Consider the following 20,671-nt stretch of genomic DNA (forward strand, 5'->3'; position numbering starts at 1 on the left):
GCCGGGTAAGGCGTAGCCGCCACCCGGCAATTACTGCCGACCCAACGGCACCACCAACGGCGTACCCGCCACCGGATCGTCAATAATCATGCAGCGCATGCCGTAGATCCGCGCGATCAGATCCGGCGTCACAATCTCCTTCGGCGCGCCCTGCGCCACAATCTCGCCGTCGCGCAGCGCAATCAGATGCGTCGCGTAGCGGCACGCCTGATTTAAGTCGTGCAGCACTGCCGCCAGGGTGTACCCCTGCGTGCGGTTCAGTTCGCTCAGCAGCTCCAGCAGATCAATCTGATGGCTGATATCGAGCCAGGTTGTCGGCTCGTCCAGCAGCATAATCGAGGTTTCCTGCGCCAGTACCATTGCAATCCAGGCGCGCTGGCGCTGTCCGCCGGAGAGAGTATCGACGCTTTGTTGGGCCAGATCGGTGATGCCCGTCGCCTGCATCGCGCGCTTCACCGCCTCGTCGTCCTCTTTGCGCCAGCGGGTAAACAGCGGCTGGTGCGGGTAGCGCCCGCGGGAGACCAGCTCCTGCACGGTGATATCCCCCGGCGTGGTGGCGTTTTGCGCCAGCAGGCCAATTCGGCGCGCCACCTCTTTGCTGGCGAAGCGCTGGATCTGCTCCCCGTCGAGGAACACGCTACCCTCAACCGGCGACATCAGGCGGCTCAGCGTGCGCAGCAGGGTCGATTTGCCGCAACCGTTCGGGCCGATAATGGCGGTGAAGTGGCCGTCCGGAATGGACACGGATAAATCCCGGGCAATGATTTTTTTGCCGTAGCCGAGGGACAAGTTTTCGCCGCGCAAGCGGAATGTTGAATCTGTCATTTCTTGCGTGACTCCTGAACGAGCAAGACGATGAGGTAAATCCCGCCGAGGCTGACGGTCACCACGCCCACCGGCAGTTGATAAGGCATAAACAGCTGCTGAGCGCAGAGATCGGCGGCCAGCAGTAACAATGCGCCGCACAGCGCCGCCTGGGTTAATCCCCAGCGCGCGGTACCGCTAAGACGCCGCGCGATATGCGGGGCTACGAGGGCAATAAACGAGATCGGCCCGGCGATGGCGGTAGACGCTGCGGTCAGCAAGACCGCCACCAGCATCAGCATCAGGCGCGAGCGCTCTACGCTCACGCCCAGCGCGCAGGCGCTGTCGTCGCCCATCTCCAGCAGCCGCATGCGCCTGACCAGCAGCAACGCGCCAATAAACATCACCAAAATCAGCGGCGCGGCGGGCCAGGTTTTTCCCCACGTCAGACCGTTGAGGGAGCCGGCGTACCACAGCCCGGCGGAGAGCGCGGTTTCCAGCGATGCCTGTAGCAGAAGCCAGGTGTTGAACGCCATCAGCATCGCACGGATGCCGATCCCGATGATGATCAGACGGAAGGTGTCGATGCCGTTGCGCCAGGCCAGGGCCCAGATAAGCAGGGAGGTGAGAATGCCGCCCGCCATCGCCGTAAAGGTAATGGCCGTAAGATGCTGCCCGAACAGCACCATCGCCACCAGCACGCCGCTCCACGCGCCGGTATTCAGGCCCATCACGTCCGGGCTCCCGAGGGGGTTACGCATCAGCGACTGGAATATCGCGCCGCTGACGCCAAGCGCCGCGCCCACCAGGATCGCCATCGCCACGCGCGGCAGTCGCCATTCGGTGACCACCATGGTGATGTTACGCGGCGCGCTGCCGCTGAGAGCGTGAAAGACCTGCGCGAAATCAAGCGTTACGGCACCGCTTTGCAGGCTCCAGACCGCCAGCAGCAGACTGGCGACGACCAGCAGGGCGACGCTGGTAAGTAAACGACGGGACGGGGCCATCATGCGCCACCCCCGCGTCTGCGTCGAACCAGGAAGATCAGCACCGGCGCGCCGATAAAGGCGCTGACCACCGAGACGCGCAGTTCACCCGGCACCAGCAGGCGGCCCAGTACGTCGGCAAAGAGCAGCAGGGCAGGGGTCGCCAGCAGCGTGACCGGCAGCGACCAGCGGTGATCCGCCCCCACCAGCCAGCGCGCCATGTGCGGCATCATCAGGCCGATAAAGGCAATCGGCCCGACCACGGCGGTCGCGCTGCCGCAGAGCACGGTAATGGCGAGTAGCCCCGTCAGCTGCGTGCGCGCCACGCGGTTGCCGAGGGCGGTCGCGGTATCGCTGCCGAGGCTCAGGCTGTTCAGCGCCCGGCTTAAACAGAGCGCCACGGCGGCAGCGACGATCGTCGGGATCACCACCACCTTTAAGGTTTCAAGGGTACGAATATCCAGCGAACCCGCCTGCCAGAAGCGCAGCTGGTCATACACGTCCGGGTTGAGCAGGGCGATGCCGTTGGACAAGCCTTCCAGTACCGCCGCGAGCGCTACGCCCGCCAGCGTTAAGCGTACCGGGCTGAGCTGGCCGCCGCCCTGGCTGCCGGTAAACGCCACCACCAGCGAGGCCGCCAGCGCGCCGCAAAAAGCCATCATCAGCTGTTCAGAGGGGGACGTAAATCCAAACAGCGCTGCGCCGAGCACGATGGCAAAGCTGGCGCCGGAGTTAACGCCGAGAATGCCGGGGTCCGCCAGCGGGTTGCGGGTGAGGGTTTGCATCAGGGCACCGGCAAGGCCGAGCGCACCGCCAGCCAGCAATCCGGCAAGGGTGCGGGGCAGGCGAGCGTCGAGCACGATGGTGCAGTCGGCGCTCTGACAGGTACCGGATAGCGCATCGACAATAACGGACGCGGGCAGCGGTTTTGCGCCGACCAACAGGCTGAGTGCAATCGCAAGGATTAGCAGTAGCAATAAAACGGGCACGGTAAGGGCGCGCACCGCAGAAGAGGAAAACGACATAGCAACATCCATGATTTGATAATGATAGTGATTATCGTTATCTATCTTATTTGGCTATGTTAGCATGTGCGCCCATGGAATGGGTAGAAATAGACTCAAGGCTTTGTCATGAATCAAAAATCCTGGCTGCTTAACCTCAGCCTGCTCAAAACACACCCGGCGTATCGCGCCGTTTTTATCGCTCGCTTTATCTCCATTTTGTCCCTCGGTCTGCTTGGTGTGGCCGTACCGGTGCAAATCCAGACCATGACTCACTCCAGCTGGCTGGTGGGGTTATCCGTCACCTTAACTGGCGGGGCGATGTTTATCGGCCTGATGGTGGGCGGCGTGCTGGCGGACCGCTACGAGCGTAAAAAGCTGATCCTGCTGGCGCGCGGCACCTGCGGGGTGGGCTTTATCGGGCTGTGTCTGAACGCCATGCTGCCGGAGCCGTCGCTGGTGGCCATTTACGTGCTGGGATTGTGGGACGGCTTTTTTGCTTCGCTAGGCGTGACGGCGCTGCTGGCGGCCACGCCCGCGCTGGTCGGGCGCGAGAACCTGATGCAGGCGGGGGCGATCACCATGCTCACCGTACGTCTCGGCTCGGTGATTTCGCCGATGGTGGGCGGTCTGTTGCTGGCGACCGGCAACGTGGCGTGGAACTACGGCCTTGCCGCGGCGGGAACGTTTATTACCACCCTGACGCTACTGCGTCTGCCGCTCCTGCCACCCCCGCCGCAGCCGCGCGAGCATCCGCTGAAGTCCCTGATGGCCGCGATTCGTTTCCTGTTCAGCAACCCATTGATTGGCGGAATTGCGCTGCTCGGCGGCCTGCTGACGATGGCGAGCGCCGTGCGCGTGCTGTACCCGGCACTGGCGGGTGAGTGGCAGATGAGCGCCTCAGAGATTGGCGTGCTGTACGCCGCCATTCCGCTCGGTGCGGCCTTCGGGGCGCTGACCAGCGGCAACCTGGCGCAGAGCGCGAGACCGGGGTTGATCATGCTGGTGGCGACGCTGGCCTCGTTTATCGCCATTGGTTTCTTTAGCCTGATGCCGGTGTGGGCGCTGGGGGTGATGTGTCTGGTGATTTTCGGCTGGCTGAGCGCGGTCAGCTCTCTTTTACAGTACACCCTGATCCAGACCCAGACGCCGGAAGGGATGCTCGGGCGCATTAACGGCCTGTGGACGGCGCAGAACGTCACGGGCGATGCGATTGGCGCGGCGATCCTCGGCGGGCTGGGGGCGATAATGACACCGGTGGCGTCGGCGAGCAGCAGCGGGTTTTTGTTAGCCGTTGTTGGCGTGATTTTACTGGCGGTTCTGGTGGAGTTGCGTCGGTTCAGGCAAACCCTGTAGGTCGGGTAAGGCGTAGCCGCCACCCGACAAAACGCCCGGTGGCGCTGCGCTTACCGGGCCTACGGGGAACGTGCCACTTATTTAAAAATTGAATTCAAACGCTGCAACACCAACATCGCGCTGTAATAATCCAGGCGGAACGTCTCGGTTCCTAATGCCCAGACGCGCTTGTTCTTCACCGACGGCAGATGCGCCAGCAGCGGGTTGGCGTAAATCGCGTCCACGTCTTTCTGATCGCCGGCAAACACGAACAGCCCTTCGCCGTTCAGCCCCGTCGCCAGGTTTTCACCCCCTAACTGGATAATGTCGTGGCGTTTGCCCTGACTTTTTGAGGTGTGCAACTCGGCAGGCACGTCGGCCAGCGTAAAGCCCAACTGGTGCAAAAGCTTGCCCTGCGCGGAGTCTGTCGTCCACAGGTTCGCCGTGTGCGCCGCGGCGGTGTAGACGATGGCGTTCACCGGCTGTGGCGGCAGCTTCATCTGCTGTTTCACCTTGGCGAGCTGTTTGTCGAAGGCAGCGATGCGCTCTGCGGCCTGTGTCTCCTGCCCGGTGATCGTCCCCAGTTGGGTCAGCAGTTCCTGCCAGCTTTTGTCGTCGTAGTTAATGATAAGCGTCGGCGCGATGGCGGAAAGCTGATCGTAGAGCGCCAGCGCGGAATCCCCGCCGGTGGCGCTGATCAAAATCAGGTCCGGCATCTGGGCCGCGACGGCTTCGGCGCTCGGCTCGCCGATGTACAGCCGGGCAACCTTACGCTGTTTGGCGATATCGCCCCACTGACGCAGGAAGCCCTGCGCATCCGCCACGCGGTTGTTTGGCGTGGTCGCGCCGCTGGCAATGACCGGCGCGTCAATGGCCAGCAGGGAGCCGGTTAAGGTCACGCTGGTGGAGACAATGCGCGTCGGTTTGCTCTCAAGCGTGTGAACGCCGCGGCTGTCGGTGACCTGGCGCGGCCAGTCGGCGGCGAGGGCTGAGGTTAGTCCTAAAACAAAAAGTCCTGTTAAAAGAAGGGCATTGCGGCAAACGGCAGCGATTTTCACAGAGCGGCATCCTGATTTTATTGAAGATAATGCTTCTCATTTTCAGGGCTGTAGGGAAGGGATGCAAGCGTTTGTCGCACAAGTTATTTGCCCGACGGTTGACAGCGGGGCGATGTGGGATTAGGTTAGCCGACGAAAATATAAATGATAATCATTATTGCTTCTTTTATCATTTTAAGGAGGATGATATGGACACGTCCCTGGCTGAGGAAGTTCAGCACACCGCGACAACGCTGCAATCAGACAGCTTTTTCTTTATGTCGCCTTACCGCAGTTTTACCACGTCCGGCTGTTTTGCCCGTTTTTCTGAACCCGCCGTCGGCGGTGACGATCCGGCGGGTCCCTTTCAGCAGAAATTAGCTCAGGCTTTCCGGAATGCGAAAAACAGCGGCATTGCCCATCCGGTGATGGTAGGGGCGATCCCCTTCGATACCCGCAAACCGTCATCGCTGTTTATTCCGCAACGCTGGCAAACCTTCTCCCGCCCGGCGCGTCAGCAGTCCGCACGTTATGCCTCCGGCGCGCAGACGCTGAACGTGCAACAGCGCACCGAGATCCCGTCGCAGCCGGTTTTCGAGGAGATGGTTGCTCGCGCCGCGTCGCTCACCGCTACGCCGCAGGTGAATAAGGTGGTGCTGTCGCGCCTGATTGATATCGCTACCGACAAACAGATCGATAGCAGCGCGCTGATGGAGCGTCTTATCGCCCAGAACCCGGCGAGCTTTAACTTCCACGTACCGCTGGAAGACGGCGGCGTGCTGCTGGGCGCCAGCCCGGAACTGCTGCTGCGCAAAGAGGGCGCGCACTTTAGCTCGCTGCCGCTGGCAGGCTCTGCGCGCCGTCAGCCGGACGATGTGCTGGATCGCGAAGCGGGCACTAAGCTGCTGGCCTCCGAAAAAGACCGCCATGAGCACGATCTGGTCACGCAGGCGATGAAAACCATTCTGGAACCGCGTAGCCATCATCTGAGCATGCCGGCTTCCCCGCAGCTCATCACCACCCCGACGCTGTGGCATCTGGCCACGCCGGTAGAAGGTGAGGCACGTGAAAACGAGAACGCCCTGACGCTGGCTTGCCTGCTGCACCCGACGCCCGCGCTGAGCGGCTTCCCACATCAGGCGGCAAAAGAGCTGATTGCCGAGCTGGAGCCGTTCGACCGCGAGCTGTTCGGCGGCATCGTCGGCTGGTGCGACAGCGAAGGTAACGGCGAGTGGGTGGTAACTATCCGCTGCGCGCGGCTGCATCAGAATACCGTTCGCCTGTTTGCCGGCGCGGGCATTGTGCCTGCTTCCTCCCCGGTCGGCGAGTGGCGCGAGACGGGCGTGAAGCTCTCCACCATGCTCAACGTGTTTGGTTTGCACTAAGGAATACTCATGACCATCCCTTTTACCCGCTGGCCTGAGGATTTTGCCCGCCGCTACCGTGAAAAAGGCTACTGGCAGGATCTGCCGCTGACCCACATCCTGACGGACCATGCGGACAGCGATACGGTCGCGATAATTGACGGCGATCGCCGCATCACCTACCGCGCGTTTAATCAGGCGGTGACGAATCTGGCGTCCTCCCTTCAGGCGCAGGGGCTGCATCGCGGTGAGACCGCGCTGGTGCAGCTTGGCAACGTGGCCGAGTTCTACATCACCTTCTTCGCGCTACTGCAAATCGGCGTCGCGCCGGTCAACGCGCTCTTTAGCCATCAGCGCAGTGAACTCAACGCCTACGCGGAGCAGATCAAACCCGCCGTACTGATTGCCGATCGCGACCACGCGCTGTTCTCAGGCGATGATTTTCTCAACACCTTTGTGGATGCGCATCGCTCGGTACGCGTTGTGCTGCTGCGTGGCGATAAGGGCGAACATGCGCTGGAGGCGGCGATTGCGCGCCCGGCGGACAATTTCATCCCGAACCCGACGCCCGCCGACGAAGTGGCGTTCTTCCAGCTCTCCGGCGGCAGCACCGGCACGCCGAAGCTGATCCCGCGCACGCATAACGATTACGACTACAGCATCCGTCGCAGCAACGAAATCTGCGGTATCACTGCGCACACCCGCTATCTGAACGCCCTTCCCGCGGCGCATAACTACGCCATGAGCTCGCCAGGATCGTTAGGCGTTTTCACGGCGGGTGGCTGCGTGGTGCTGGCGAACGATCCGAGCGCCACGCTCTGCTTCCCGCTGATTGAGCAGCATCAGATAAACGTCACCTCGCTGGTGCCGCCCGCGGTCAGCCTGTGGTTGCAGGCGATTGCCGACGGCGCGGGGAACGCCCAGCTGAAATCCCTCAGGCTGCTCCAGGTGGGCGGCGCGCGCCTCTCCGCCACGCTTGCGGCGCGCATTCCGGCGGAAATTGGCTGCCAGCTTCAGCAGGTGTTTGGCATGGCGGAAGGGCTGGTGAACTATACCGCCCTCGACGATGCGCCGGAGCGCATCATCAATACCCAGGGCCGCCCGATGTGCCCGGACGATGAAGTGTGGGTGGCGGACGAGGACGGTAACCCGCTGCCGCGCGGGGAGGTCGGGCGTCTGATGACGCGCGGCCCTTACACCTTCCGCGGCTATTTCAACAGCCCGGACCACAACGCCAGCGCCTTCGATGCCAACGGCTTCTACTGCTCGGGCGATCTGATCGCCATCGACGAGCAGGGTTACATCACCGTGCAGGGGCGCGAGAAAGATCAGATCAACCGCGGTGGCGAGAAGATCGCCGCCGAAGAGATCGAAAACCTGCTGCTGCGCCACGAAGCAGTGATCCACGCCGCGCTGGTGAGCATGGAGGACAGCCTGCTGGGCGAAAAAAGCTGCGCGTACCTGGTGGTGAAACAGCCGCTGCGCGCGGTGGAGGTGCGCCGCTTCCTGCGCGAGCAGGGCGTTGCCGAATTTAAGCTGCCGGACCGCGTGGAGAGCGTGGATGCGCTTCCGCTCACGCCGGTCGGCAAAGTTGATAAGAAACAGTTGCGCCTGTGGCTTGCTGAACGCGCCCGGGGCTGAGGAACAGAGAATGGCTATTCCAAAATTAACCGCATATGCGCTGCCAACCGCCGCCGAACTGCCGACCAGTAAAGTAAGCTGGGCGTTTGAGCCGGAGCGCGCCGCACTGCTGATCCACGATATGCAGGAGTACTTCCTGAATTTCTGGGGCGAAAATAGCGACATGATGCAGCAGGTAGTGGCGAACATCGCTAAACTGCGCGCGTACTGCAAAGAGCACAATATTCCGGTGTACTACACCGCGCAGCCGAAAGATCAGAGCGATGAAGACCGCGCCCTGCTGAACGATATGTGGGGGCCGGGTCTGACTCGCTCACCGGAGCAGCAGCGCATCGTCGCTGAGCTGACCCCGGACGAAGCGGACACCGTGCTGGTGAAGTGGCGCTACAGCGCGTTTCACCGCTCCCCGCTGGAGCAGATGCTGAAAGAGACCGGCCGCAACCAGCTTTTGATCACCGGCGTGTACGCCCACATCGGCTGCATGACCACCGCCACCGACGCCTTTATGCGCGACATCAAACCGTTCTTTATCGCCGACGCGCTGGCGGATTTCACCCGCGACGAGCACCTGATGTCGCTGAAATACGTGGCCGGACGTTCGGGCCGCGTGGTGATGACCGACGAGTTGCTGCCGTCTGTTCCGGCAACGAAAGCCGCGCTGCGTGAGCTGATCCTGCCGCTGCTGGACGAGTCCGACGAGCCGATGGATGACGAAAACCTGATCGACTACGGTCTGGATTCAGTACGGATGATGGCGCTCGCCGCCCGCTGGCGCAAAGTGCACGGCGACATTGATTTCGTGATGCTGGCAAAAAATCCGACCCTCGATGCCTGGTGGGCGCTGCTCTCCCGCGAGGTGAAGTGATGGCTTTTGATTTTACCGGTAAAACCGTCTGGGTGACGGGCGCGGGTAAGGGCATTGGCTATGCGACCGCGCTGTCATTTGTGGAGGCCGGGGCGCAGGTGACCGGGTTCGATCTGGCTTTCCCTCACGGCGAATATCCGTTTGCCACCGAAACGCTGGACGTGGCGGATGCGGCGCAGGCGAGTGATGTCTGCGGGCGTTTGCTCAGCAGCCTTGAGCGGCTCGACGTGCTGGTTAACGCGGCGGGCATTCTGCGTATGGGCGCGACGGATCAGCTTTCGCAGGAGGACTGGCAGCAGACCTTTGCGGTCAACGTCGGCGGCGCGTTCAACCTGTTCCAGCAGACGATGGGCCAGTTCCGTCGTCAGCAGGGCGGGGCGATTGTGACGGTGGCCTCTGACGCGGCGCACACGCCGCGCATCGGCATGAGCGCCTACGGCGCGTCGAAAGCGGCGCTGAAAAGCCTGGCGCTGACCGTCGGGCTGGAGCTGGCGGGCAGCGGCGTACGCTGTAACCTGGTGTCGCCGGGTTCTACGGATACCGACATGCAGCGCACGTTGTGGACCAGCGATGATGCGGAACAGCGGCGCATTCGCGGCTTCGGCGAGCAGTTCAAACTCGGCATTCCGCTCGGTAAAATTGCCCGTCCGCAGGAGATTGCCGCGACCGTGCTGTTCCTGGCATCCGATGCCGCCAGCCATATCACCTTGCAGGATATCGTGGTGGACGGCGGCTCCACGCTGGGGGCGTAATGATCTGGAAACGTCATTTATCCCTCGACGAACTGAATGCCACTAGCCAGAACACGATGGTGGAACACCTTGGCATCGTCTATACCCGCCTCGGGGACGATACGCTGGAAGCGGAGATGCCGGTGGATGCGCGCACCCACCAGCCGTTTGGCCTGCTGCACGGCGGTGCGTCGGCGGCGCTGGCGGAAACGCTGGGGTCGATGGCCGGTTTTCTGATGACCCGCGACGGGCAGAATGTGGTGGGCACGGAACTGAACGCTACGCACCACCGCGCGGTCTCTCACGGTAAAGTGCGCGGCGTATGTCAGCCGCTGCATCTGGGCCGCTCCAGTCAGAGCTGGGAGATTGTGGTGTTCGACGAGCAGGGGCGGCGGTGCTGTACGTGTCGGTTGAGTACGATGGTGCTGGGTTAGATTGTGCGGCGGGAGTGCCGGGTGGCGGCTTCGCCTTACCCGGCCTACGAAACATGCAGGCCCGGTAAGCGAAGCGCCACCGGGCGGTTGTTACAACATCGATACCACCCGCTTCAACAGCCGAATTCGCGGCGCAATGGACGCTTTATCCAGCCATTCCGCCGGGCTGTGGAACCCGGCGCCAACCGGCCCGAAGCCGTCAAGCGTGGGGATGCCGAGCGCGGCGGTGTGGTTGGCGTCGCTGCCGCCGCCGACTGCCTGCCAGGTAATGTCGATGCCTTCCGCTTTACCCGCCGCTTCAACCTGCTGCATCAGCGCCTGCGTCGCGTCGCTCGCGGCCATCGCCGGTTTGTGATTAACCCGCGTCAGCGTGGTGGTCACGCCGTCTAAAAAGCCTTGTTCACATAACAACTCCAGCGCCTGGTTCACCCGGTCATACTCGTCGTTTTCCCAGAAGCGAACGTCCAGTTCTGCCACAGCGCTGTCCGCGACCACGTTCGCCGCGCTGCCGCCCTGAATTACGCCGACGTTAAGTGTAGTGCCGCGATCCCAGTCCGTCAGCGCATTGATGGCGATAACGCTCTTTGCCAGCGCGGTGATCGCCGAGCGGCCTTTTTCCGGGTCATTGCCCGCGTGTGCCGCCACGCCGCTAAAGGTGAGGTGATAGCCCGCCATCCCTTTACGCGCTTTCACCAGCGAACCGTCGGCGCGGGCGGCTTCGCACACCAGCACGCAGCGGGAACGCTTAGCCAGCTCGCCAATCCACTCATGGGAATGGACAGATCCGGTCTCTTCGTCCGGGTTCATCGCAACGGCAATCGCGAGACGATCGTTGTCTGCGGCGTCAAGCGCGCGCATTGCCCACAAAATATTCAGAAGTCCGCTCTTCATATCCGAGACGCCGGGGCCGTACAGGCGGGTTTCATCCTCGCTCAGCGGACGCGCGGCCACGGTGCCGGCGGGAAATACGGTATCCAGATGCCCGACCAGCAGCACGTCGAACCGTTCCGCCTGCGGCTTGTTACTGACGAAGACGCCGGGGCCCACCTTGTCGCCCAGGTTCACCTGCTCCGTATGCCAGCCTTCGCGCTGCCACAGTTGCTGCATGATGCCTGCAACAGCGGCGACGCCGTCAATCGTCTGGGTGCCGCAGTCTACGTTCACCAGGGTTTTCAGCTCTTCGATATAATGGTCAAGGTTCATGTTCACGTCCTGTTCAGAGAATAATGCGCATCAGCAGCATGGCTAAGAAAGCGTTGACCACCGAGAGGGCGATCATCAGCGGAATACGTTTGGCGCGGGTGCCAATCACCCCCAAAATGCGGCCCAGGTACTGCACCTGCGAGCCCATCAGGTAGATGGCGGGCGCCAGGATCGCCAGGTGCTCGCCGGTGAGGATGCCTTTATCAAACAGGCCGATGGCAACGCCGATCCCGCCGCCCATCGACATCCAGCCGCCAATCAGCACGGCGGCCGCTTCGCCCGGCAGGCCAAACAGGCCCATCAGCGGAGAGAAGATCGTGCCCAGCCCTTTCAGCGCGCCGGTAATTTCCAGCGCCTTGATGATGATAAAGGCCATCACCACGTTGGGCAGCGTGCTGCTGGTGGCAATGCTCCAGCCTTTGCGCGCGCCTTCGATAAACACATCGGTAATGACGGGATTGGACTGTGGGGCACTCATGCGGCGTCTCCTTTATGGGTAAACGTCAGGATCAGGCGCAGCAGATTGGCGCCGACAATTTTCATGATAAACATCACCGCGATACAGGCCCCGATGGAGGTGGGCACCGCCGCCGTGCCGTCAACGGCGAGCAGCGTGAAGAGGATCGCCCCGGAAGAGAAAAAGTTGGTGATCATCGCCCCGGCGGAGAACTGGAACATGGCGAAAACGTCTTTCTCTTTTTCGCTGATTTGCCCTTCATCAGAGAGATTACGGGTAAGCGACGCGCCCACGTCGGTACTTTGCAGGCTGCCAATCAGCGCCAGCCCGGTGGTGCCAGGGATCCCCAATAGCGGGCTCAGCAGAGGAGTTAAGAGTTTTCGCGCGGCACGCAGGGCGCCATAGTGCTCCAGCACGTTGATCATCCCCAGCGCGAACATCACCGCGGGAATTAAACCGAGCGCGAAGAGAAACCCGTCCATCGCGCCGCTGCCGCCGGTGCCGCGAAAGGCGCTGCTGGCTGTGGTTAACGTACCGTCATCCAGACTGGCTTTGCTGACCACTTTGCCAAATGCGCCGTTGAGGGTGGTGAAATCAAAGACGCCGTACCACTCTTTTCCGCCTAACAGACCCGAGAAGAAAACGGCTGCAAACGCCAGCGCGAAGTACGCGCCCGGCCCGACCTGACTATCCTGAGGTACTGAACTGTTCATATCCTTTTCCTTGTATGCACGCGATTGCGCAGGATCATTCTGGCGAGGTTATGGCCAAAAAAAATGATACAAATCATTCCGTAAGGCGGTGTCTGGCCGAAAAAGGTAAAAGTGTGAACGGTGACGCTACGAAAGTGATCGGCTTAACAATGTGGTGTAAATGTCTGGTTTGACCACGCATTATTGCGTTTCAAAGTTGTTAAATTTTATCCGTTGTTCTAGAAACAAAATGTAACATCTCACTGTTTCACAACAACGGATAACCATTATGAACAACTCAGGGAAATACCTTATATGGGCAGGGCTCTCCGTTGTGGGAGCCTTTGCCCTGGGCTACATCGCCCTCAACCGGGGGGAGCAGATCAATGCGCTCTGGATCGTGGTCGCCTCCGTCTGCATTTATCTGATCGCATACCGTTTTTATGGCCGTTATATCGCGAAGACGGTACTGGGCGTAGACGGCACGCGCATGACGCCGGCCGTGCGTCATAACGATGGTCTGGACTACGTGCCGACCGATAAAAAAGTGCTGTTCGGTCACCATTTCGCGGCGATTGCCGGGGCAGGCCCGCTGGTGGGGCCGGTACTGGCCGCGCAGATGGGCTACCTGCCGGGGATGATCTGGATCCTCGCGGGGGTGGTGCTGGCGGGCGCGGTGCAGGACTTCATGGTGCTGTTCGTCTCCACCCGTCGCGACGGTCGTTCGCTGGGTGAGCTGGTGAAAGAGGAGATGGGGGCAACTGCCGGGGTGATTGCGCTGGTGGCGACCTTTATGATCATGGTCATCATCCTCGCGGTACTGGCGATGATTGTGGTGAAAGCCTTGACCCACAGCCCGTGGGGAACCTATACCGTCGCCTTCACCATTCCGCTGGCGCTGTTCATGGGGATCTACATTCGCTATCTGCGTCCGGGACGCATTGGTGAAGTTTCAGTCATTGGCCTGGTGTTCCTGGTGTTTGCTATTATCTCCGGTGGCTGGGTGGCGGAAAGCCCGACCTGGGCACCGTTCTTCGACTTCACCGGCGTGCAGCTGACCTGGATGCTGGTGGGCTACGGCTTCGTGGCGGCGGTGCTGCCGGTATGGCTCCTGCTGGCCCCGCGTGACTACCTCTCTACGTTCCTGAAAATTGGTACCATCGTCGGGCTGGCGATCGGCATTCTGATTATGCGCCCGACCCTGACCATGCCTGCCCTGACCAAATTCATTGACGGCACCGGCCCGGTCTGGACCGGCAATCTGTTCCCGTTCCTGTTTATCACCATCGCCTGTGGGGCAGTGTCTGGCTTCCATGCGCTTATCGCCTCCGGGACCACGCCGAAGATGCTGGCGAATGAAAATCAGGCCTGCCTGATTGGCTATGGCGGCATGCTGATGGAATCCTTCGTGGCGATTATGGCGCTGGTCTCGGCCTGTATTATCGACCCGGGCGTGTACTTCGCGATGAACAGCCCGATGGCGGTACTGGCCCCGGCCGGCACTGTTGACGTGGTCGCCTCTGCCGCGCAGGTGGTGAGCGGCTGGGGCTTTGCGATTACCCCTGAAACGTTGACGCATATCGCTAACGAGGTCGGCGAGCAGTCGATTATCTCCCGTGCGGGCGGGGCGCCGACGCTGGCGGTGGGTATGGCCTACATCCTGCACGGTGCGCTGGGCGGGCTGATGGATGTCTCGTTCTGGTATCACTTCGCCATTCTGTTCGAGGCGCTGTTTATCCTGACGGCGGTGGATGCCGGTACGCGCGCGGCGCGCTTTATGTTGCAGGATCTGCTGGGGGTGATCTCCCCGAATCTGAAACGTACCGATTCACTCCCGGCTAACCTGCTGGCGACGGCACTGTGCGTGCTGGCGTGGGGCTACTTCCTGCATCAGGGCGTGGTAGATCCGCTGGGCGGCATTAACACCCTGTGGCCGCTGTTCGGAATCGCCAACCAGATGCTGGCGGGCATGGCGCTGATGCTTTGTGCCGTAGTCCTGTTCAAGATGAAGCGCCAGCGTTACGCATGGGTGGCGCTGGTGCCAACGGCGTGGCTGCTGATCTGTACCCTGACAGCAGGCTGGCAGAAAGCCTTCAGCCCGGACAACAAGGTGGGCTTCCTGGCCATTGCCAACAAGTTCCAGGCGATGATCGACAGCGGCAAGATCCCGGCGCAGTACACCGAATCTCAGCTGTCGCAGCTGGTGTTTAACAACCGTCTGGACGCCGGGCTGACCATCTTCTTTATGGTGGTGGTTGTGGTGCTGGCGTTGTATTCTCTGAAAACCGCGCTGGCGGCGTTGAAAGTCGACACGCCAACGGCGAAAGAGACGCCGTATGAGCCAATGCCTGAGAACCTGGACGAGATTGTCACCCAGGCGAAAGGGGCGCATTAACCCGTGTGCCGGGTGGCGGCTTCGCCTTACCCGGCCTACATTTCTTATCCTCCCTCTCCCTCCGGGAGAGGGCCGGGGTGAGGGAAACAAACGAGAAACTGATTATGTTCGACACCCTTTCCAAAGCAGGTAAATACCTGGGCCAGGCCGCTAAAATGATGATTGGCGTGCCGGATTACGACAACTACGTCGAGCATATGCGCGTCAACCACCCGGATCAGACGCCAATGACCTACGAAGAATTTTTCCGCGACCGTCAGGACGCCCGCTACGGCGGTAAGGGCGGGGCGAAGTGCTGTTAACCCTCTTTTGGTAAATAGAGGCTGATCTGCTCCTGTTTACAGCCGTAAATTGCCGCCAGCTTTTCGCGGGTGCGCTTTTGCGGTCGGGAGTCCAGCGCCTCCAGCTGTGACACGGCGGACTGACTGATGCCAAGCTTCTCCGCCACCTCCTGCTGGGACATACCGCGTAAAATGCGCCAGGCGGCCTGTAGGCTGACGTTCTCGTTATGCATGATGTCGCACACTTCACCCGGTAAACCTACGTTATCGTAGATGTCTGATTCGTAAGGGATGTCTTCCCAGTCGTTTTCATCATCGTCATCGTACTCAAGCATGGCTAAACGCATGCGAAAATATTCACCGTAGGGTATGACAACATACTGTTTTTTTCCTTCTTCATCCTTGATGAACTGAATAGTCATATTCCGTATGCTCCTCATGAAGGTAGGTAGTGGTTGTCCGGCGTTTTACTGCCACTACGTAGCAGATATCACCCGGCGGATCCCCGAAGGTGTAAATGACCCTGTAATCACCTAATCGCAACCTGTAGTGGTTTTCGGGAGAAGATAATTTCTTGATATCCGCGACAGGTGATGTTTTATCGTCCATCTTCTCCAGCCTGAATTTAATGCGGTTCTGATATCGCGTATCGATTTTAGAAAACTGCTTCTCTGCTGTTTTAGACCAGACAATCTTCATCCGTACCTCCACTGTACGCCCACACAAAACATAAGGAAATAATAAGACTATTAGATAAATTCCGAATTTCTTATGGGGTACTGTAGAGCGGAAAAAAACCGCGAGAAAGCGGCAAAACGCGAATCGTCGAGGCGACTCGAACAGGCCTCTGCCGGGCGACAGAGGCATACAGTAAATTTGCGATCAGGCGTTCAGACCGCCGTCGACATCCAGACCGGCGCCGGAAATTTGCCCCGCAGCCGGGCTGGCGAGGAAGGTGACCGCCGCTGCGATATCCTCCGGCTGGCCGTAATGACCAAGCGCGATCATCCGGCGCTGGGCTTCCGCCTGCTCGCCGTCTTCCGGGTTCATATCGCTGTTGGTCGGGCCGGGATGAACCAGGTTGACGGTAATGCCGCGCGGGCCTAAATCGCGGGCCAGACCCCGGGTAAGGGAGTTTAGGGCCGATTTGGTCATCGAGTAGACGGCGATCCCCGGCTGCGCCACGCGGTTCGCCAGACAGCTGCCGATGTTGATGATGCGTCCGCCGTCAGACATATGCACCAGCGCTTCCTGAATGGCGATCACCACGCCGCGGATATTGACGTTGATCAGAGCGTCGATGTCCGCCAGGGTCATGGACTCCAGCGGGCCGCCGCGTGCAATCCCGGCGTTATTGACCAGAATATCCAGCCCGCCGAGGGAGCGCGCCGCCTGCGTGACCGCATCCTGAATCGCCTGCGCGCTGGCGCTGTCGGCCTGAATCGCCTCGCCGTGTCGCCCCAGCGCGTTGATTTCATCGACGACCTGCTGGGCTTTATCGACGGATTTTTCGTAGGTGATAACCACATCGGCACCGGCGCGTGCCAGCGACAGCGCAATTGCCCGACCCAGCCCACGACTGGCGCCGGTGACCAGCGCCTTTTTACCTGTTAAATCGATCTGCATGATGACCTCGTTGCAAGAGTGGAGAGAATCATCATTAGGTATAGCCCGTCGGCGCGATTAACGGCTGAAGGATTCCACCTTCTCAAACGCGGCGCGCAGAACGTCAGGGCTTAACGTAATCGGTAAAAAGTGAATCGACTCCACCGGGCGCAGGGTGTGAGCAATGACCTTGTCCAGCTCGTCGCGGTTATGGATATCGACCTCCAGCGCGCGAAGCGTGGTCGGCAGGTTAAAACGCTGATATGCCGCCACCAGCTGCGCCAGCACGTCCTCCTGACCGAGCAGGGCGCTCTGCACCAGAATGCCGTAGGCCACCTTGGTGCCGTGGAGGTATTTTTCCGTCTGCGGCAGCACGGTTAAGCCGTTGTGCACCGCATGTGCCGCCGCCACGCGGGTATAGCGTTCGCCCAGACCGCCGACCATACCGCCACCGGCGATAACGGCGTCCACCACGTCCCGAAACGCCTGCGTCTGGTCGCCGCGCTGCTGGTCGGCCAGCGCCTCTTCGCTGCGCTCCAGCAACACGTCGCGGATCGCCAGCGCACCGTTCAGGCCAAGACGCACGGTCAGCGGCAGGTTTTCCGGTTCAGGGGCGAGTACCGCCGCTTCGTACCACTTCGCCAGCGTATCGCCGATGCCTGCCAACAGGTATTCCGCCGGGGCGTTAAGGATGATTTGCGGCTCCACCAGCACCAGATAGTTGGCGTCGTCAAAAATCTCAAACTGTAGCGCCTGCCCGGCATCGTTGTACCACACGGAGAGCGGGGTCCACGCCGCGCAGGTGGCGGCGATGGTGGGAATGCCCACGAACGGCACGCCCAGACGACGCGCCACGGCCTTGACGGTATCCATTACCGCACCGCCGCCCACGCCAATCACCACGCTGGCTTCACCACCCGACGCGTTCACCAGATGAGTGACGTCACGCTCGCTGCAATGGCCCTTAAACAGCAGATGTTTTGCCCCCGTTGCGTTAAAACTCTGCGGCAGATAAGGGCGTGCGCCCTCGATAGCCCGCTCGCCGTAGATCCACACCGCGCGGGAAAGCTGTTCCGGAGTAAAGAAATCATCCAGGTGCGCAAGGCTTCCCGGATGAGAGAAGTAGTTCGCCGGGCCGGGCACGACGCGGATATTGGTGTTGCTCATGAAGTTGTCCTTTTTTAGCAAGCGCTAACCCGATGTTATGTCTGGACATCCGGATGGCTAATAATATTTCGCTTTATCTTATGCCTTTTCCGTCGTTGTCAGTCAACCGGAGCTGTGAAAAATTCGCTAAATCAGAAGAGTAATGAAGGATTTACGCGGATGGTTTCCAGTCGCCTTGAGATGCGCGGTATCAGCCTGGCCTTTTCCGGCTTTCAGGCCCTGTCGCGCGTGGATTTCACCCTGAATGGCGGGTCGGTGCATGCGCTGACCGGCGCCAACGGCGCGGGAAAATCGACGTTGATGGCGGTGCTGTGTGGGACGCACGATCGTTATGAAGGCGAAATCTGCATTAACAACCAGCCGGTAAGCATCCGCGAGCCGCTGGACGCCAAACGGCTGGGTATCCACCTTGTGCAGCAGGAGGTGGACGTGGCGCTGATCCCCGGGCTGAGCATTGCGGAGAACATTATGCTCGACCAGCTGGCGCAGCCGGGACACCGCTACAGCTGGCGCGCGATTCGTCAGCAGGCGCGGCAGGCGCTGGCGCAGCTGGATGTTTCGCTGGACGTTCGCCGTTCCATCGACAGCTGCACGCTGGCTGAAAAGCAGCAGATTTTGCTGGCGCGGGCGCTCTCGCACCACTGCCGTTTTCTCATTCTTGATGAGCCCACTGCGCCGCTGGACGCGCACGAAAGCGAGCGTCTGTTTGCGGTAGTAAGACGTCTGCAACAGCAGGGTATTGGCGTGGTGTTTATTTCTCACCGCATTCACGAGCTGAAGGCCATCTGCGACACCCTGACGGTGCTGCGCGACGGCAGGCTGATTGAGTCCGGCCCGATGGCGGATCTGAGCGGAGAGGAGATCGTCGAGAAGATGCTCGGCCACGAGCTGAGCGATATCTATCCGCCCCCGCGACCGCCGCACGGTGAAGAGATGCTGCTGCGGGTGGAAGGCCTGCACGACGACGCGCTGCTGAAAGATATCTCCCTGCATCTGCGCAAAGGTGAAATCCTCGGCATTGCCGGGCTGGCGGGGGCGGGGAAAACGGAACTCTGCAAGGCGCTGTTTGGCGCCAGCAAAAGCCGCGTGGCGCGCGGCGAGCTGAACCATCAGGCCTGGAAACCGCGCGATCCGGCAGACTCGGTGCTACGCGGTCTGGCGCTGGTGCCGGAGGAGCGGCGCAAAGAGGGCATTTTTATCGACGAGCCGGTGAGCATGAACCTTGCCGTGTGCGCCGATAACAGCTTCTCGCGCTGGAGCCTGTTTGGTCATCGTCAGGCGTGGCGCTGGGCGGAAGAGGTGATTGCCCGCGTCGGCGTGCGCACGCGCGGGCCGGGGCAGGTGCTGCGTCGGCTTTCCGGCGGTAACCAGCAGAAGGTCGCCATCGGGAAATGGCTGCGCAATGACGCCAGCGTGCTGATATTCGACGAGCCGACCAAAGGCGTGGACGTGAAGGCCAAAACCGATCTGTTTCAACTGATCGACGGCCTGGCGCGCGAGGGCAAAGGGGTGATTTACGCCTCGGGTGAATTTGCCGAGCTGGTCGGTCTGTGCGACCGCATCTGCGTGCTGTGGGACGGTCGCATCGTGGCGGAAATCGCCGGGGCAGAGGCCCGGGAAGAAACACTACTTTATTATTCAACCGGAGGAACTGCGTCGTGAGCAAGGCCCTTTCAGTGACCACGGCGGCGTCTGGCCGTCAGCAGATTTTCGATTTTCTTTATAAGTGGGGCATGCTGCTGACCGTCGTCGCGCTGGTGGCGGTGTTTGGCCTGGCGTCGGACAGCTTCCTCGACCCGAACAACATCATCAACATTCTGCGCTCGATTGCCATCGTGACGGTGATTGCCGTTGGCGTCTCTATTTCGCTGACCGTCGGCGGGTTCGATCTCTCCGTGGGATCTACCGCGTCGCTGGCGAACGCGCTGGTGATTTCGCTTTTCGTCTGGCACGGCTTTGGCACCACCGAGTCGATTCTGCTGACCCTCGCGCTCTGTACGCTGGTCGGCCTGTTTAACGCCTTTCTGATCGTCATCCTGCGCATTCCGGACATGCTCGCGACCCTTGCCAGCCTGTTTGTCATTCAGGGTGTGGCGATGACCTACAGCTACGGCGGGTCGATTACCGAGAACATGGTACTGCCGAGCGGCGACATGGCGGAAGGGACCATTCCGGCGGCGTTTGGCCTGCTCGGGCAGGTGCCGACCATTGTGATCGTCATGCTGGTGGTGACGATTCTGGCACAGCTGGGCCTGTCGCTGACCACCCATGGACGCCGGATGTACGCCATTGGCGGCAACCCCGAAGCCGCGCGCCTCTCCGGCATTCGCACCACCCGCTACAAGGTGGCAGCCTACGTGATTGCCTCTCTGCTGGCGGGGCTGGGCGGCATTCTGCTGGCCTCGCGTATTGGTTCATCGCAGGTGAATGCGGGCGGCGGCTACCTGATGGACGCGGTGGCGGCGGCGTGGATCGGCTTCTCGCTGGCCGGATCCGGCAAGCCGAACGCGCTGGGTACGCTGGTGGGGGCGGTGATCCTCGGCGTGCTGTCGAACGGGCTGGTGATGCTCTCCGTGCCGTATTACGCCATGGACATTATAAAAGGGCTGGTGCTCGCGGTAGCGCTGGCGATTACCTACATACAAAAACGCTGACAACACAACGGGATAA

21 protein-coding genes are annotated in these 20,671 nt (G+C 60.9%); 10 read left to right on the forward strand and 11 right to left on the reverse strand.

Annotation, left to right across the window (positions count from 1 at the left end):
• Positions 1 to 30: 30 nt before the first annotated feature.
• Genes fepC through fepD form a run of 3 tightly spaced genes read right to left on the reverse strand, consistent with a single transcriptional unit; the run spans position 31 to position 2,815 of the window.
• Positions 31 to 825, reverse strand: a complete 795-nt coding sequence (gene fepC / locus ACOTXC_RS09670) for an iron-enterobactin ABC transporter ATP-binding protein (RefSeq protein ID WP_421767596.1) — start codon at positions 823 to 825, stop codon at positions 31 to 33.
• The gene (fepG, locus tag ACOTXC_RS09675) at positions 822 to 1,811 is read right to left on the reverse strand and encodes an iron-enterobactin ABC transporter permease (protein ID WP_199159990.1); all 990 of its coding nucleotides are present in this window, start codon (positions 1,809 to 1,811) and stop codon (positions 822 to 824) included. The genes fepC and fepG overlap by 4 nt, the downstream gene beginning before the upstream one ends.
• Entirely contained in the window at positions 1,811 to 2,815 is a 1,005-nt protein-coding gene (gene fepD / locus ACOTXC_RS09680) for a Fe(3+)-siderophore ABC transporter permease (protein ID WP_058677449.1), read from the reverse strand. Before fepD ends, fepG begins: the two co-directional genes overlap by 1 nt.
• A gap of 108 nt (positions 2,816 to 2,923) precedes the next feature.
• Here fepD and entS point away from each other — a divergent pair, with 108 nt between their 5' ends.
• Entirely contained in the window at positions 2,924 to 4,150 is a 1,227-nt protein-coding gene (gene entS / locus ACOTXC_RS09685) for an enterobactin transporter EntS (protein WP_421767597.1), read from the forward strand.
• A gap of 77 nt (positions 4,151 to 4,227) precedes the next feature.
• Here entS and fepB read toward each other — a convergent pair whose 3' ends face one another.
• Complete coding sequence (gene fepB / locus ACOTXC_RS09690; RefSeq protein ID WP_421767598.1) at positions 4,228 to 5,187, reverse strand: Fe2+-enterobactin ABC transporter substrate-binding protein; 960 nt, start codon at positions 5,185 to 5,187, stop codon at positions 4,228 to 4,230.
• A 188-nt stretch (positions 5,188 to 5,375) separates the two neighbouring features.
• Between fepB and entC the strand changes: the two genes are divergently transcribed.
• Genes entC through entH form a run of 5 tightly spaced genes read left to right on the forward strand, consistent with a single transcriptional unit; the run spans position 5,376 to position 10,201 of the window.
• Positions 5,376 to 6,551, forward strand: coding sequence for an isochorismate synthase EntC (gene entC / locus ACOTXC_RS09695; RefSeq protein WP_023299559.1), 1,176 nt, complete (start codon positions 5,376 to 5,378; stop codon positions 6,549 to 6,551).
• Between the two features lie 9 nt (positions 6,552 to 6,560).
• Positions 6,561 to 8,171, forward strand: a complete 1,611-nt coding sequence (entE, locus tag ACOTXC_RS09700; protein ID WP_421767599.1) for a (2,3-dihydroxybenzoyl)adenylate synthase EntE — start codon at positions 6,561 to 6,563, stop codon at positions 8,169 to 8,171.
• Positions 8,172 to 8,181: 10 nt separating this feature from the next.
• Positions 8,182 to 9,036, forward strand: a complete 855-nt coding sequence (locus ACOTXC_RS09705) for an isochorismatase (RefSeq protein ID WP_022647383.1) — start codon at positions 8,182 to 8,184, stop codon at positions 9,034 to 9,036.
• Positions 9,036 to 9,788 (forward strand): 2,3-dihydro-2,3-dihydroxybenzoate dehydrogenase EntA, encoded by a 753-nt coding sequence (gene entA / locus ACOTXC_RS09710; protein WP_126490602.1) that lies wholly within the window; start codon positions 9,036 to 9,038, stop codon positions 9,786 to 9,788. The genes ACOTXC_RS09705 and entA overlap by 1 nt, the downstream gene beginning before the upstream one ends.
• The gene (gene entH, locus ACOTXC_RS09715) at positions 9,788 to 10,201 is read left to right on the forward strand and encodes a proofreading thioesterase EntH (RefSeq protein ID WP_022647384.1); all 414 of its coding nucleotides are present in this window, start codon (positions 9,788 to 9,790) and stop codon (positions 10,199 to 10,201) included. Before entA ends, entH begins: the two co-directional genes overlap by 1 nt.
• A 90-nt stretch (positions 10,202 to 10,291) precedes the next feature.
• Here entH and ACOTXC_RS09720 read toward each other — a convergent pair whose 3' ends face one another.
• From ACOTXC_RS09720 to ACOTXC_RS09730, 3 genes are read right to left on the reverse strand one after another with little or no spacing between them, the layout of a single operon-like run.
• Positions 10,292 to 11,404 (reverse strand): M20 family metallopeptidase, encoded by a 1,113-nt coding sequence (locus tag ACOTXC_RS09720; protein WP_058677444.1) that lies wholly within the window; start codon positions 11,402 to 11,404, stop codon positions 10,292 to 10,294.
• A 13-nt stretch (positions 11,405 to 11,417) separates the two neighbouring features.
• Positions 11,418 to 11,882: a YjiG family protein gene (locus ACOTXC_RS09725; protein ID WP_023305665.1), complete on the reverse strand. Its 465-nt coding sequence runs from the start codon at positions 11,880 to 11,882 to the stop codon at positions 11,418 to 11,420.
• Positions 11,879 to 12,574 (reverse strand): nucleoside recognition domain-containing protein, encoded by a 696-nt coding sequence (locus ACOTXC_RS09730; protein WP_421767600.1) that lies wholly within the window; start codon positions 12,572 to 12,574, stop codon positions 11,879 to 11,881. The genes ACOTXC_RS09725 and ACOTXC_RS09730 overlap by 4 nt, the downstream gene beginning before the upstream one ends.
• A gap of 268 nt (positions 12,575 to 12,842) precedes the next feature.
• Here ACOTXC_RS09730 and cstA point away from each other — a divergent pair, with 268 nt between their 5' ends.
• Both cstA and ACOTXC_RS09740 read left to right on the forward strand, forming a co-directional pair.
• The gene (gene cstA, locus ACOTXC_RS09735; RefSeq protein ID WP_038415638.1) at positions 12,843 to 14,948 is read left to right on the forward strand and encodes a pyruvate/proton symporter CstA; all 2,106 of its coding nucleotides are present in this window, start codon (positions 12,843 to 12,845) and stop codon (positions 14,946 to 14,948) included.
• Between the two features lie 104 nt (positions 14,949 to 15,052).
• The gene (locus ACOTXC_RS09740; protein ID WP_006809671.1) at positions 15,053 to 15,250 is read left to right on the forward strand and encodes a YbdD/YjiX family protein; all 198 of its coding nucleotides are present in this window, start codon (positions 15,053 to 15,055) and stop codon (positions 15,248 to 15,250) included.
• Here ACOTXC_RS09740 and ACOTXC_RS09745 read toward each other — a convergent pair.
• The 4 genes from ACOTXC_RS09745 to ACOTXC_RS09760 form a co-directional block, all read right to left on the reverse strand.
• The gene (locus tag ACOTXC_RS09745) at positions 15,247 to 15,651 is read right to left on the reverse strand and encodes a helix-turn-helix domain-containing protein (protein ID WP_022647392.1); all 405 of its coding nucleotides are present in this window, start codon (positions 15,649 to 15,651) and stop codon (positions 15,247 to 15,249) included. The two genes, ACOTXC_RS09740 and ACOTXC_RS09745, sit on opposite strands and share 4 nt — an antisense overlap.
• The gene (locus tag ACOTXC_RS09750; RefSeq protein WP_023299564.1) at positions 15,626 to 15,928 is read right to left on the reverse strand and encodes a type II toxin-antitoxin system RelE family toxin; all 303 of its coding nucleotides are present in this window, start codon (positions 15,926 to 15,928) and stop codon (positions 15,626 to 15,628) included. The genes ACOTXC_RS09745 and ACOTXC_RS09750 overlap by 26 nt, the downstream gene beginning before the upstream one ends.
• Positions 15,929 to 16,111: 183 nt before the next feature.
• Positions 16,112 to 16,855 (reverse strand): SDR family NAD(P)-dependent oxidoreductase, encoded by a 744-nt coding sequence (locus ACOTXC_RS09755; protein ID WP_038415642.1) that lies wholly within the window; start codon positions 16,853 to 16,855, stop codon positions 16,112 to 16,114.
• Between the two features lie 57 nt (positions 16,856 to 16,912).
• The gene (locus tag ACOTXC_RS09760) at positions 16,913 to 18,001 is read right to left on the reverse strand and encodes an oxidoreductase (protein WP_063849567.1); all 1,089 of its coding nucleotides are present in this window, start codon (positions 17,999 to 18,001) and stop codon (positions 16,913 to 16,915) included.
• Between the two features lie 159 nt (positions 18,002 to 18,160).
• Between ACOTXC_RS09760 and ACOTXC_RS09765 the strand changes: the two genes are divergently transcribed.
• On the forward strand, positions 18,161 to 19,663 hold the full coding sequence (locus ACOTXC_RS09765; protein WP_046618927.1) for a sugar ABC transporter ATP-binding protein: 1,503 nt from the start codon (positions 18,161 to 18,163) through the stop codon (positions 19,661 to 19,663).
• On the forward strand, positions 19,660 to 20,655 hold the full coding sequence (locus tag ACOTXC_RS09770) for an ABC transporter permease (RefSeq protein WP_022647397.1): 996 nt from the start codon (positions 19,660 to 19,662) through the stop codon (positions 20,653 to 20,655). Before ACOTXC_RS09765 ends, ACOTXC_RS09770 begins: the two co-directional genes overlap by 4 nt.
• Positions 20,656 to 20,671: the final 16 nt, after the last annotated feature.

It is taken from the genome of Enterobacter cloacae complex sp. IR5428, from assembly GCF_049238585.1.
Classification (GTDB): Bacteria; Pseudomonadota; Gammaproteobacteria; order Enterobacterales; family Enterobacteriaceae; genus Enterobacter; species Enterobacter intestinihominis.